The 13814-nt window shown below is 73.5% G+C and carries 8 protein-coding genes and 1 pseudogene; 4 read left to right on the top strand and 5 right to left on the bottom strand.

The genetic code is table 11. The features are described from left to right. Positions 1-143 precede the first annotated feature (143 nt). From IO20_RS0114700 to IO20_RS0114715, 4 genes are all read left to right on the top strand, one after another. Positions 144-2237 (top strand): DUF4139 domain-containing protein, encoded by a 2094-nt coding sequence (locus IO20_RS0114700; RefSeq protein ID WP_051874201.1) that lies wholly within the window; start codon positions 144-146, stop codon positions 2235-2237. Positions 2238-2245: 8 nt separating this feature from the next. Next, the gene (locus tag IO20_RS0114705) at positions 2246-3808 is read left to right on the top strand and encodes a DUF4139 domain-containing protein (protein ID WP_030545324.1); all 1563 of its coding nucleotides are present in this window, start codon (positions 2246-2248) and stop codon (positions 3806-3808) included. A 187-nt stretch (positions 3809-3995) separates the two neighbouring features. Further along, entirely contained in the window at positions 3996-6185 is a 2190-nt protein-coding gene (gene katG, locus IO20_RS0114710; protein ID WP_030545326.1) for a catalase/peroxidase HPI, read from the top strand. Positions 6186-6346: 161 nt separating this feature from the next. Then, positions 6347-8629, top strand: a complete 2283-nt coding sequence (locus tag IO20_RS0114715; protein ID WP_030545328.1) for a SpoIIE family protein phosphatase — start codon at positions 6347-6349, stop codon at positions 8627-8629. A gap of 15 nt (positions 8630-8644) precedes the next feature. Here IO20_RS0114715 and IO20_RS0114720 read toward each other — a convergent pair whose 3' ends face one another. The 5 genes and pseudogenes from IO20_RS0114720 to IO20_RS0114740 all read right to left on the bottom strand — a co-directional run. Then, a complete protein-coding gene (locus tag IO20_RS0114720) occupies positions 8645-11671 on the bottom strand; it encodes a hybrid sensor histidine kinase/response regulator (protein ID WP_078945773.1) in 3027 nt (1008 codons plus the stop codon). 145 nt (positions 11672-11816) lie between these two features. Further along, positions 11817-12242 carry an STAS domain-containing protein gene (locus tag IO20_RS0114725; RefSeq protein WP_211270373.1) on the bottom strand — a complete coding sequence of 142 codons (426 nt, stop codon included), beginning with the start codon at positions 12240-12242 and terminating at the stop codon, positions 11817-11819. 22 nt (positions 12243-12264) lie between these two features. Continuing rightward, positions 12265-12852 (bottom strand): SRPBCC family protein, encoded by a 588-nt coding sequence (locus IO20_RS36580; RefSeq protein ID WP_063761371.1) that lies wholly within the window; start codon positions 12850-12852, stop codon positions 12265-12267. An 89-nt stretch (positions 12853-12941) separates the two neighbouring features. Then, positions 12942-13286, bottom strand: a complete 345-nt coding sequence (locus IO20_RS0114735) for a DUF3040 domain-containing protein (protein WP_051874203.1) — start codon at positions 13284-13286, stop codon at positions 12942-12944. A gap of 181 nt (positions 13287-13467) precedes the next feature. Then, positions 13468-13770: pseudogene (locus IO20_RS0114740) on the bottom strand (thiamine pyrophosphate-binding protein); the annotation flags it as partial. Positions 13771-13814: the final 44 nt, after the last annotated feature.

Raw genomic sequence — 13814 nt, forward strand, 5'->3', positions numbered from 1 at the left:
CGTCCTGTTCCCGACTCGTATCCCGGCCCGTATCCCGCCCAGTACACCCGGCCCCGCACCCCGGACCTGCCGCCGCGCGGCCGCTCGGGCGTAGGCTTCGCCCGGCAAGGATCGGAAGGGCCGGCGGGGCGGGGGCGTAACGGATGACGGCTGAGACGGCGCAGAGGTGGGGATCGACCCTCGACGCGGTCGTGGTGTACGCGCGGGGCGCGGTCTGCCACCGGCTGGCACGCGGCGGTGTGCCGCAGGACGGCCGCGTGCGGGTGACGGGACTGCCCCGTTCCATCGATCCGGGCTCGCTGCGAGCCCGTGTCCTGAGCACCTCAGGGGTGCGGGTCACCGAGGCCCGGGTGGAGGCCGAGGCGGAGCCGCTCGCCGCCGCCGTCGGTGCCGACAACGTCGCCACCGACGTGCCGGACGCACGTGAGGTCCAGCGGCTGCGCGACGTGTGCGAGGCCGCACGGGGCCGCCGTGACCGGCAGCTGGGCCTGATCGCCGAGATCAGCGGGCTGCACCCGGTGCCGCCGCAGCGCAAGCGCGAGGACCCGCACCGCCGCACCCCGGTCGACGCCTGGCTCGCGCTCGCCGACTTCGTCGACGAGCGGCTGGACGTTCTGCACACGCGTCTCGTCGAACTGGAGGAGGAACTGCGTCTGGCGGAGCACGAGCTCTCCGTCGCCGCCGACAGGCTCGCCCGCGCCTCAACCGACGCGCCTTCGGCACACGTGGACACCACGGTCTCCGCCCTCCTGACCCTCACCGGCACCGCCGGCGCGGAGGTCGAGGTGGAGCTGGAGTACGGGGTACCGGGCGCCGTGTGGGTGCCCGCCTACCGTCTCACCCACCGTCAGGGCGACGACAGCGGGCGTCTGGTGCTGCGCGCCTCGGTCGCCCAGCGCACCGGCGAGGACTGGACCGGCGTACGCGTCGCCCTGGCCACCGCCGATCTCGACCGCCGCACCGATCTGCCGAGGCTCCGCTCGCTGAGGATCGGACGACGCCAGGCCGCCCCCGCGCCCTCCGGCTGGCGCGAGCCCCCGGCGGGGCTCGCCGACCTGTTCACCGGGTACGCGTCGGCCGGTCCCCGCCCCACACGCCCCGCACGCCCCGCTGCCCCGGGCGCCGCCGCCGGGGCCGTACCGGAGGGCGTCGCGTACGGCCAGGTTCCGCCACCGCCGTCGGCCGGCTACGGCGGGCCCCCGCCGCCTCCGCCGAGTTACGGCGCGCCGCCCCCGCCGACGGGCGTCGCACCGCGAGCCCCCGGCCGGCCGGGCTCCGCGGCCGGTGCCGCGCCGCGCGCGCGGGCGGCGGCGCCCGCCCCCATGGCCCCCGCCCCTCCCGGCTCCGCCGTGCCACCGCCCGCACCGGCGTCACCGCCGTCACCGCCTCCGGCAGCCTGTCCGCCGCGGCCGAGCGGCGCCGAACTCGACTACGGCTCCCTGGTCCTCAGCGGTCCGGACGAGCAGGCCGGCCGCAGGGGCCGGCTGTTCCCCGCGTCGTCCTTCGACGCGGTGGCGGCCGAGTACCGACGTCGCGCCGAGACGGTGGCCGCGCTGCCGCTCCCGGGGCACGCCGTGCGGCCCCGCGAGTCGGCGGGGTCCTTCGACCACCGCTTCGACGCCGCCGCCCGCGCCGACGTCCCCTCGGACGGCACCTGGCACACCGTCACCGTCGCCGAGATCCCGGTCGGTCTGCGCACCGAGTACCTCTGTGTGCCGTCCGTCGAGGAGACGGTGTACGCGACGCTCGTCCTCTCCAACGCCACCGACCAGGCCCTGCTCGCCGGCCCGGTGGAGGTCACCGTCGACGACGACTTCCTGCTGACCGCCGCGCTGCCCACACTCGCGCCCGGCGGCGTCCGCCGGGTGGGGCTCGGGCCCGCCGAAGGCCTCCGGGTCACCCGCCGCACGAACCTGCGCGAGTCGACCGCGGGACTGCGCAACCACATCACCGTGCTCGACCACCGGGTCCACGTCGAGCTGGCGAACCGCCTCGCGCGGCCCGCCACCGTCGAGGTCCACGAGCGGGTGCCCGTCGCCTCCGAACCCGACGTCCGCATCGAGGAGCGGTCGGACTGGACGGCACCCGCGGAGGGCGCGGGGGCCGAGCGGCACGCCCCGGGCACCCGCGTCTGGCGGGTGGAACTGCCCGCAGGCGGCACCGTCGCCCTCGACGGCGGCTACGAGATCCGCATCCCGGCCGGCAAAGCCCTGGTCGGCGGCAACCGCAGGAGCTGAGACACACCATGTCCACGGCCTCGAACACGATCGCCGTCCCCGTCACCGCCGTCACCTGTCTGGAGGACCGCGCCCACGTCGAGCGTGCCGTCGTGCTCGACCTGGCAGCGGGGGTCCAGCGGCTGCGCCTCGGGCCGGTCAGCGCGCTGACCGTCGACCGCACCCTCCATGCCGAGCTGGACTCCGACCACCCGGCCACCGTGCTCGACGTGCGCGTCGTCCGCGGCTGGACGCCGCGGGGGCCCCTGCCGCCGGCCGACGACGACTCCGTCCTGCGCCGCCGGGCGCACGCCCTGGAGGAGGAGCGGCTCGCCCTGGAGCAGCGGCGCGACCGGCTGCGGGCCCGCCTCGGCCTCCTCGGCCGTCTCGCCGCCGACGTGCTGCGGGAGATCGGCGAGGGCGTCGGCCACGGGGAGACCGAGGGGACCCGGTGGGCCCGTGAACTGGACCGGGTGGACGCCGAACGCGACACCTACGGCGAGCGGCTCCGTACCGTGGACGCCCGGCTGACCACGCTGGCCACCGAACTCGGCGCGGTCCAGCGGGCCATGGACCTCACCGAGGAGGAGCCCGCCGAACTGCTCGGCCACATCGAGCTGACCGTGGAGTCCCCGGTCGCCGGGCCCGTCGGGCTGCGTCTGAGGCACCTCGTCCCGTGTGCGCTGTGGCGGCCCGCCTACCGGGCCGTGCTCGACGGTGCCGCGCTGTCCCTGGAGACCGACGCGATGGTCTGGCAGCGCACGGGCGAGGACTGGTCCGGCGTACGGCTGGCGCTGTCGACGGCCCGGTCGGCGCTCGCCACCGATCCCCCGCGGCTCGCCGAGGACCGGCTGACGCTCAAGGAGCGCACGGCCGAGGAGCGGCGCACGGTCGACGTCCAGCTGCGCGAGGAGGCGATCGGAGACCTCGGCGCCGCCCCGGTACTCGGGCTGCCGGGGGTGGACGACGGCGGCGAGACGCGGGTGCTCCATGCGCCGGCGCCCGTCTCCGTGCCTTCGGACGGGCGCGCCCACCGGGTGCCGCTGTCCGCGTTCACCACGGCCGCGAGCAGCGAGTACGCCTGCTCGCCCGAGGTGTCTCCGCTGGTCACCCAGGTGGTGCGGTTCGACAACCTGTCCGGCCATGTGCTGCTCGCCGGGCCCGTGGACCTGGTCCGCGGCAGCGGCTTCAGCGGTCGCGGCACGCTGGAGTTCGCGACGCCCGGCACCCCGGTCGAACTGGCCTTCGGCAGCCGGGACGACCACCGGGTCGTCCGGGAGGCCGAGGAGTCCCGTGAGTCCACCGGGATCACCCAGCGGACGGTGGTCACCCGCACGGTCCGGCTGCACGTGTCCCGGTTCTCCGCCCCGGGGGAGCGCGGCGAACGGGTGGTCGTCCTGCGGGAGCGGATCCCGGTCTCCGAGGTGTCGGCGGTCGAGGTGCGTCTCCGCAAGGAGGCCTGCTCCCCGGCGCCCGACGCGGTCGACGCCGACGGTGTCGTCCGCTGGGACGTCGCCCTCCCGCCCGGTGGTCGCCGCACCGTCACCCTGGTCTACGAGCTGTCGGCGAGCGGCAAGGTCGCCGGGCTCTGATCCGGGCGGCGGCACCCCCGTGTTCTCTTTACGCGGGGGGTGCCCTGCGTGTTCTCTCCGTGGTGCGGTGTGCGGTGCGCGACCATACGGACGCCGACTCGCCTGTTTCTCGACCCGGAAACGCGGACGACGTCGAGAATCGGGCGGCCGGCGGACGGAAACACCGCGACAGGAAAGAAGGACGGACGTGTCCGGCAGCGAAAGCGAGAACCCGGCAATCCCCTCCCCCACCCCCACGGCGAGTCGCCCCAGGACGAATCGTGACTGGTGGCCGAATCAGCTGGACCTCCAGGTCCTCCACCAGCATTCGCCCAAGGCCGACCCCATGGACGAGGACTTCGACTACGCGGCGGAGTTCGCGACCCTGGACGTCGAGGCGCTGAAGCGGGACGTCTTCGAGGTGATGACGGCGTCCCAGGACTGGTGGCCGGCCGACTACGGTCACTACGGTCCGCTCTTCATCCGGATGAGCTGGCACGCGGCGGGCACGTACCGCATCGAGGACGGCCGGGGCGGCGGCGGCTCAGGAGCCCAGCGTTTCGCTCCGCTCAACAGCTGGCCCGACAACGCGAGCCTCGACAAGGCACGCCGGCTGCTCTGGCCGGTCAAGCAGAAGTACGGCCGGAAGATCTCCTGGGCGGATCTCCTGGTGTTCGCCGGAAACTGCGCCATGGAATCCATGGGATTCAAGACGTTCGGATTCGGTTTCGGACGGGAGGACATCTGGGAACCCGAGGAGGTTTTCTGGGGTCCCGAGGACACCTGGCTCGGAGATGAGCGCTACAGCGGCGACCGGGAACTCACCGGTCCTTTCGGCGCCGTGCAGATGGGCCTGATCTACGTCAATCCGGAGGGCCCCAACGGCAATCCGGATCCGCTCGCGGCCGCCCGGGACATCCGCGAGACGTTCGCGCGCATGGCGATGAACGACGAGGAGACGGCCGCTCTCATCATCGGCGGCCACACGTTCGGCAAGTGCCACGGCGCGGTCGACGCCTCCTGCATCGGTCCCGAGCCGGAGGCCGCGCCCATCGAGGCGCAGGGCATCGGCTGGCGGAACACGTGCGGCGCCGGAACCGGCGCGGACGCCCTCACCAGCGGCCTCGAAGGGGCGTGGACCTCCGAGCCGACGAAGTGGGACAACGGGTACCTGGACAACCTGTTCCGGTACGACTGGGAGCTGACGACGAGCCCGGCCGGGGCGAAGCAGTGGACTCCCACGGACCCGGCGGCACGGGACACCGTGCCCGACGCCCACGATCCCTCGAAGCGGCACGCTCCGATGATGCTGACGACTGACCTCGCGCTGAAGCTGGATCCGGTCTACGGTCCGATCGCGAAGAGCTTCCACGAGAACCCGGACAGGCTCGCGGAGGCGTTCGCCAAGGCCTGGTACAAGCTGCTGCACCGCGACATGGGGCCGATCTCGCGGTACCTCGGGCCGTGGATCCCCGAGCCGCAGCTGTGGCAGGACCCGCTCCCCGCCGTCGACCACGCGCTGGTCTCGGACGCGGACGTCGCCGACCTCAAGCGCAGGATCCTCGCCTCCGGGCTCTCCACCTCGCAGCTGGTGACCACCGCGTGGGCGTCGGCGGCGAGCTTCCGCGGCACCGACAAGCGCGGCGGCGCCAACGGGGCGCGGATCCGGCTCGCGCCGCAGAAGGACTGGGAGGTCAACGACCGGCCCGAGGTGACGGAGACGGTGCGGGTCCTCGACGGGCTCCGGCAGGAGTTCGACGGCTCCCGCACCGACGGCGTGAAGGTCTCGCTCGCCGACCTGATCGTGCTCGCCGGCTGCGCGGCCGTCGAGCAGGCCGCGCGGAACGCCGGGCACGACGTCACGGTGCCGTTCTCGCCGGGGCGCACGGACGCCTCGCAGGAGCAGACCGACGTCGAGTCGTTCGCCGTCCTCGAACCGAGGGCGGACGGGTTCCGCAACTACCTCCCGGCCGGCGAGAAGCTGTCGCCCGAGACGCTCCTGCTCGACCGCGCCAACCTGCTGACGCTGACCGCACCCGAGATGACCGTGCTCGTCGGCGGCATGAGGGCCCTGGACGCCGGCTTCGACGGGTCCCGGGAGGGCGTGTTCACCGACCGGCCGGGGACGCTGACGAACGACTTCTTCGTGAACCTGCTGGACATGGGCACGGAGTGGAAGCCGTCGACCGCCACGGAGAACGTGTTCGAGGGCCGGGACCGGGCCACGGGCGACGTCCGGTGGACCGCCACCGCCGTCGACCTGGTCTTCGGTTCGCACTCCCAGCTCCGCGCCCTCGCGGAGGTCTACGCGTCCCGGGACGCGGACGAGAAGTTCGTACGGGACTTCGTGGCGGCCTGGGACAAGGTGATGAACCTCGACCGGTTCGACCTGGCCTGAGCCCGGCGTCCGGGGGACGCCCGGTGCAGGCTTCGGCCTGCCGGGCGTCTCCCCGCCCGTGGGGGCATCCGCACGTAGACTACGAATGCGCGCGTGGACCACGAACGCGTGCGCGCGCCCGCTCCAGACGTCGTCCACGGGAGGGCGGATCGGAGGTCGCCGTGACGCTTCCCGGGGGTCACTCAGGGGCGTACACCGCCGGTACGGCGTCCGGCCTCGCCGGGCTCGCCGCGGAGAACAGACGCCTGCGGCAGGCCATGGCGCGCCACCACCTGATCGACCTGGCCACCGGGATGCTCTCCGCCCAGCTGCGGCAGTCCACGGCCGACGCGGCCGACCACCTGGCGGAACTCGCCCGCGCCACGGGCACCTCCCCCGAGGACCTCGCCGCCGACATCGTGAACGCCGTCGCCCTGCCCCGCGAGCCGCACCTCGCCCCCGTCGGCTCCCCGCCGCTCCCCGCCCGCCGGCTCCGCCGCACGGCCGCCGCCGCCGAGACGGCGGACAGCGTCGGCGAGGCGGCCCGTACGCTCCTGGAGGGCGGTCTCGTCCCCCTCGGCGCGGACAGCCTGTGGCTGTGGCGGCGCTCGGATGCCGGGCACCTGAGGCTCGCCGGGTACGCCGGGGTCTCCGCGACGGAGGCGGCGGCCTGGCGCGGGATCCCTCCCGCGGCCCCGAACCCCATCCGTACCGTCCTCGCCGAGAACGCGCCCCTGTGGCTGGGATCGGGACCGGCCGACCCCGTCGAGCTGCCGGGGGCGTCCGCGGTCGCGGGCCGCGCACTGCTGCCGCTGCGGCGGCGGGGCGTGACGAGCGGCCTGGCCCTGGTCGGCTGGCCGGAGCCCACGGAGTTCGACACCCGGACGCGGCGGGCCGTCACCCGGCTGATGACCGTGGCGAGCACGGTCCTCGACAACCCGGACTCGCCCGAGCCCGGACCCCCGGTCCTCGTGGACATGCTCGACGCCCTGACCCACCCGGCGGCACTCCTGCGGACCGACGCCGCCACCGGCGCGCCGGTGGTGGCGCATCTCAACGAGGAGGCCGTCGCCGCCATCGGCGGTCCCCTTCCCCTCGACAACCGGTCGCTGCCCCGTGCCTTCCCGCTGAGCCACCGGGAGCTGACCCGACTGGTGCGGAGGGCCCACCACTCCCGGCGTCCCCAGCACGCCCCCCGGCTGCCGGTGGCGGCCCATGCCGGGCCCGGAGAACCGCCCCCGCCGCTCCTGGACGTGCGGGTGCTGCCCGTCGGAGCGGACCTGTCCACCGTCTTCTGGCACACCACGGGCGACCCGCGGCTCGCGATGGGCCGGGCGGTCGCGAGGCTGCAGACCGTCGCCACGTTCCAGGACAGCCTGGACGGGGGCGAGACGGTGTGGTCCGAGCAGGCGTACGGGATCTTCGGGATGTCGCGGAACGACCCGCCGGTGCCGATCCTGGCGCTGCGCGGGCGGATCCACAGGGGGGACGGCGAGGCCCTCACCCGGCTGCTCACGACACTGACGGAACGCCGGGCCGGCGCCCAGACGGTGCTGAGGGTGCTGCTCCCCGACGGCTCGGTGCGCCATGTCCGGGTGGCGGCGGAGCCGCTGCTCGACGGCGAGACGGTCACCGGCTGCGTCGGGGTGTACCAGGACGTGTCGGCGAGCAGACGCACCGAACTCGCCCTGACGGCGACCTTCGACCACCTCACCGCCGTCCGCGACCAGGCGGACGTGCGCCATCAGCTGGCCCTCCAGCTCCAGCAGGCGATCGTTCCCGAGGTCCCCGCCGTCCAGGAGCTGCCGGGCGGCCTCGTGGTGGCCGTCCGGTACCGGCCGGCGGCCGAGGAGTACCAGGTGGGCGGCGACTGGTACGACGTGCTGCCGCTGCCGAGCGGCAAGGTCCTGGTGGCGGTCGGTGACATCGCCGGGCACGGCATCGACTCCGTCACCGGCATGGTCGCCCTGCGGAACGCCCAGCGGGCGCTCGCGTTCACCGGTCAAGGCCCCGGGCAGCTCCTCGGCTGGCTCAACGAGGTCACGCTGCGGACGGGCGGCGGGAGCACCGCGACGGCGCTGTGCGCGCTGTACGACCCCGGGGACGGCGATCTCGTCTGGTCGAGCGCGGGGCACCTGCCGATGCTGCTGCTCAGGGACGGCCGGGCGACGCTGCTCGACCCGCCGCAGGACATCCTCCTGGGCGCCGTGCCCTCGTCCGCGTACCAGGAGCGCAGGACCGCGCTACGGCCCGGGGACACCCTGCTGCTGTACACGGACGGCCTGGTTGAGCGGCGTCACGACGGCCTGGGCTCGGGGCTCGGGCGGCTGGTCGCGGCGGCGGAGGACCTGGCCGCCGTGGAGAACCTGGAGCAGGTGGTGGACGGGCTGCTCGGCATGGTGACCGGTGACACCGACGACGACACGAGCGTGGTGGCGGTACGGCTGCGGGACACGGGCGCGTGAGCGAGGGGACCGCCGTCAGGTGAGCGGGCCGCTGGTGAGGCCCTGCCGGATCTTGACGAGGAGTTCCGCCTGGTCGACGGGTTTGGCGAGGTAGTCGTCGGCGCCCGCCGCGAGCGCGTCGGCGCGGTCGCCCGGCATGGCCTTCGCGGTGACGACGATGATCGGGAGGCCGGCCCGGCCCGGGAGCCGCCGGATCTCCCCGATGGCCCGGTAGCCGTCCGTCCCGGCCATCATGACGTCCATCAGGACCAGCCGGATCTCGTCGTGTTCGGCCACCAGGTCGATGCCCCGGCGTCCTCCGTCGGCGGTCAGCACCCGCAGTCCCTGCGCCTCCAGGACCTCGGTGAGCGCGTACACGTTGCGCGTGTCGTCGTCCACCACGAGCACGGTGCTCCCCCGTGTGTACGGGCTGTCGATTCCGGCGGCCGGGTCCGGGAGGTCGCCGCCGCGGTCCTGCGGCCCGTCCGCCGGTTCGGTGGCGGCGGGCGTGCGGGGACCCGCGCGCTCGGGCAGGTGGAAGGTGAAGGTGCTGCCCCGGCCGGGCATGCTCTCGACCTCGATCGTGCCGCCGAGGAGGGTGGCGACCTCCCGGCTGATGGAGAGGCCGAGGCCGGTTCCGCCGTACTGGCGGGCGGTGGTGCCGTCGCCCTGCTGGAAGGCGTCGAAGATGTGACGGAGGCGGTCGGCGGCGATGCCGACCCCGGTGTCGGTGACCCGGAAGGCGAGGACCGGCCGGCCGTCACGCAGGGCGGCCGGGATCTCGTCGGATGGTGTGTGCGCGACGGTCAGCTCGACCCGGCCCTTGTCCGTGAACTTCAGTGCGTTGGAGAGGAGGTTGCGGAGTACCTGGCGCAGCCGTCCCTCGTCGGTGGTGAGGTGGTGGGGTACGTCCGGCGCCACGGTCACGGAGAAGTCGAGCCCGCGTTCGTCCGCGACCGGGCCGAAGGTCGACTCCAGGTACTCCAGGAGCTGGGACATGGCGAACGGCTCGTGCCGGACCTCCATCTTCCCGGCTTCGACCTTGGACAGGTCCAGGATGTCGTCGATGAGCTGGAGCAGGTCCGATCCGGCGGAGTGGATGACCTCGGCGTAGTCGACCTGCTTCTGCGTCAGGTTGCCGTCGGGGTTCTGGGTGAGCAGCCGCGCCAGGATGAGCAGGCTGTTGAGCGGGGTGCGGAGTTCGTGGCTCATGTTGGCGAGGAACTCGGACTTGTACATGGAGGTGCGCGAGAGCTGCTGGGCCCGGGTCTCCAGCTCCTGCCGGGCCTGTTCGATGACCCGGTTCTTCGACTCGATGTCCTTGTTGCGATCGGCGAGGAGTGCGGCCTTCTCCAGCAGTTCGGCGTTGGAGCGCTGGAGTTCGCGCTGGCGGGCCTGCAACTCCTCGGTGCGGGAGCGGAGTTCGTCGGCGAGGCTGCGGGACTGGCCGAGCAGCGCGTCGGTGCGCAGGTTGGCGACCAGGGAGTTGAGGACGGCGCCGGCACTGTCCACGAACCGGTCGAGGAAGTCGCGGTGCAGGCTCGTGAAGGGCTGCAGGGAGGCGAGTTCGACGGCGCCGAGGACCTGTCCCTCGACGACGACCGGGAGGACGATCAGCGCACGGGGCTCCGCCGAGCCGACGCCGGAGGAGATCGTGACGTATCCGGGCGGCACCGGGTCGACGACCAGGGGGCACCGGCCGCGCGCCGCCTGTCCCACGAGCCCCTCGCCGGTGCGGAAGCGGCGTGGTCCGTCGTCACCCGTCGCGTCGGGAAGCCCGTACGAGGCCGCCATGACCAGGCCGGGGCCGTGTTCGTCCTCGTCCGCGGCGAAGAAGGCGCCGTACTGGGCGGAGACCAGCGGCGGTACCTCGGCCATGACCAGCTCGGCCAGCTCGGGCAGGCTGCGGGTTCCCTGGAGGAGGCCGGTGATCCGGGCGAGATTGGTCTGCAGCCAGTCCTGTTCCTCGTTGGCCCGGGTCGTGGCGCGCAGGGACTCCACCATGGCGTTGATGTTGTCGCGGAGGTCGCCGACCTCGCCCGGGGCGTCGACGGTGATGGAGCGGGTGAGGTCGCCCTCGGCGACGGCGCTGGTGACCTCGGCGATGGCCCGGACCTGGCGGGTGAGGTTCCCGGCGAGTTCGTTGACGTTCTCGGTAAGGCGCATCCAGGTGCCGGAGACGCCCTCGACCTCGGCCTGGCCCCCGAGCTTGCCCTCGGTGCCGACCTCGCGGGCCACCCGGGTCACCTCCGCGGCGAACGAGGACAACTGGTCGACCATGGTGTTGATCGTGGTCTTCAGCTGCAGGATCTCGCCGCGCGCGGACACGTCGATCCGGCTGGTCAGATCGCCCTGGGCGACGGCGGTGGTGACCTCGGCGATGTTGCGCACCTGGTTGGTCAGGTTGTCGGCCATGGAGTTGACGTTGTCGGTGAGGTCCTTCCAGGTGCCGGACACACCGCGGACGGTGGCCTGGCCGCCGAGCTTGCCCTCCGTGCCGACCTCGCGGGCCACCCGGGTGACCTCCTCGGCGAAGGAGGACAGCTGGTCGACCATGGTGTTGATGGTCTCCTTGAGCTCCAGGACCTCGCCGCGGGCGTCCACCCGGATCTTCTGCGTGAGGTCGCCGCGCGCGACGGCGGTGGCGACCTGGGCGATGGCGCGGACCTGGGACGTGAGGTTGTCGGCCATCGTGTTGACGCCGGTGGTGACCTCCTGCCAGACGCCGAGGGCCCTCGCCTCGCGCACCCGGCTGCCGAGAAGGCCCTGCCCGCCGACCTCTCCGGCGACGCGGGTGACCTCCGAGGTGAGCAGGGAGAGCCGGTCGACCATGTCGTTGTAGACGGCGGCGATCTCGCCGAGGACGCCGTCGGGCCCCTCGGAGAGGCGTACGGACAGCTCCCCGTCCCGTACGGCGATCAGCCCGGCGAGCAGCCGCTGCAACCCGTCCTCGCCGCTCTCACCGCCCCCGCTCTCGCCCTCGTGACCGGCCCGGAAGCGGGGGGACTGCCGGACATGCGGCGGCATCTCACCACCGGGATGCACCATTCTGCGCTCTGCCATGGATGACCTCGCGTACGGGGCTGTGCGCGCCGGGGCCGGTAACCGGCATGCCGCCGCCTCCGGTCGTACCCCACGAGTCCACTCTAGGACCGGACCGGACGGTGGTCCTCCGGAAATCCGCGTCCTGGGGCCGAGTGGACGGGTCCTAGTCGTCCGCCGCGAGGGCCTCCGCGGCGTCCCCGTACACGCGGAAGACCGTCCGGGCCCCGGTGATCTCCAGCATCCGGTCCACCGAGGGCCTCAGCCCCGCGAGGTCGAGCCGCCCTCCGTGCTCCAGCATCCGCTGCCGGGCCCTGAGCAGCAGGTTGAGGCCGGTCGAGTCGCAGAACCGCAGGCCCGCGCAGTCGACGACCACGCGGTCGGCGCCGGTGTTCCCTTCCAGGGCGTCGCGCAGGGGTGCCGCCGTTCCGTAGTCGAGTTCTCCCTGGAGGAGGAGGACGACCGTGCCCGCGGGGGTGCCCGGCCGGACGAGGACGACGAGCGGATCGGCCACCTCCGGGTCGGTCACGCGAGGTGCGGCCGAGGCGGTACTCTCCGGGGCGAAATACGCCCTTCCGTTGTCACCCTGCATGGGTCACGTACCTCCTTACGCCTCACAGATGCCCCGGGTCCACGGGGGGCATCGGACGGGCCGGAGGAGCGGGCGTGCCGTCGGACGGCGGCATGGGAGGAGTGTCCGCCGCCTCCGTGGTGCCGGTGGTGTCCATGCCCTCCGGGGTGCCCTCCGCGTCGGCGGGCCGCAGCCGGCCGCGCCAGGCGCCGGTCGCCCTGTCACGCTCCTCGATGAACTCCTTGAACCGGAGCAGGTCGCTGCCGACGCGGCTGTCGACCATGCCCACGGCCGCCGCCGCCTTCTCGGCGATGCCCTCCGGCTCGAGTTCCATCGCCAGCGTCACCTCGGTGTGCGCCTCGTCGAGGCGCTGGAAGGTCACGACACCCTTCTGCTTCACGTCTCCGCCGACGGTGCGCCAGGAGATCCGCTCGTCGGGGAGCTGGTCGACGATCTCGGTGTCGAACTCGCGGGTCACGCCGGCGACGCGCGTCCGCCAGTGGCAGTGCCGGTCGTCGAGCTGCCGGACCTCCTCCACACCGCCCATGAAACGGGGGAACTCCTCGAACTGCGTCCACTGGTCGTAGACCTCGCGCAGGGGCGCGTCCACCCTGATCGTGTCGTGCACCATCGCGGTCATCTCCCTCGATCGCCGGGATATCGGACCGCTGCGCGGCTACCCGGACGGGGCACCTCCTAATCCCGCCTCGCGGCCTCGCCTCAGCGGTCGGGCGTTCTGCGGGAGTCGGCCATGCGTTTCGACCAGCGGACGACGAGTCGCAGCAGTATGACGAGCGTCAGCACCCAGGTGGCGGCGAAGGCCCAGATGAGCGGCGGCGCCTCGGTGGCCACGGCAAGCACCAGCAGGGTGAGGCTGAGCGCGCCGAGAACGGCGACGCCGAGGGCGGTCATCCGGCGGCGGGCGGCGGAGGCCGGGCGGCGGGCCAGTCGGGGTCCGCGCCGCATCGTGCGCAGCCGGTGGGCGAGGGGCTCGTCCTGGTCGAGTTGCTCCTCGATCTCCGCCAGGATGCGTCGCTCTCGTTCCGAGAGCCGTGCCTCTTCCATCGCGGACACCTCCCGCCGTTCCCCGAGCGGCTCCTGTCCTGTCCCGCGGCTGCCCCGGAGGATCCGGTTCAACCGCTCCCGCCCGCGCCCCGTCCTGTCACCGGCAGCCGGGACCGCGCGGGAGCGGCTGCAGTGGCGGGGTCGGTGCGGAAGTCCAGGACCCCGGGTCCGTCCGCCGCCAGCGCCTCGCGCCAGGCGCTCTCGGAGTAGGGGCAGGGACGTTGGGGAGCTGTTCGGGGACGGTCACGGTCTCCTGGTAGGCACTCGCCACGTCCTTGAACAGCGTGCGCGGGTCGACCTCCTGCCGGTAGGAGCCGCCCATGGCGCTGCGAGCGGTCTGGCCGACGATCGCCACGACGGGGACATGGTCCAGTTGGGCGTCGTACAGCCCGTTGACGAGGTGGGCGGCGCCGGGGCCCGAGGTCGCGACGCAGACGCCGACGTGTCCGGACAACTTGGCGTGGCCGACGGCTTCGCACGCTGACGCCCCAGGCCCTGAGCCGGTCGAGCAGGTGGTCGCCGACGGTC

The organism is Streptomyces exfoliatus, from assembly GCF_000725545.1.
Lineage (GTDB): Bacteria > Actinomycetota > Actinomycetes > Streptomycetales > Streptomycetaceae > Streptomyces > Streptomyces exfoliatus.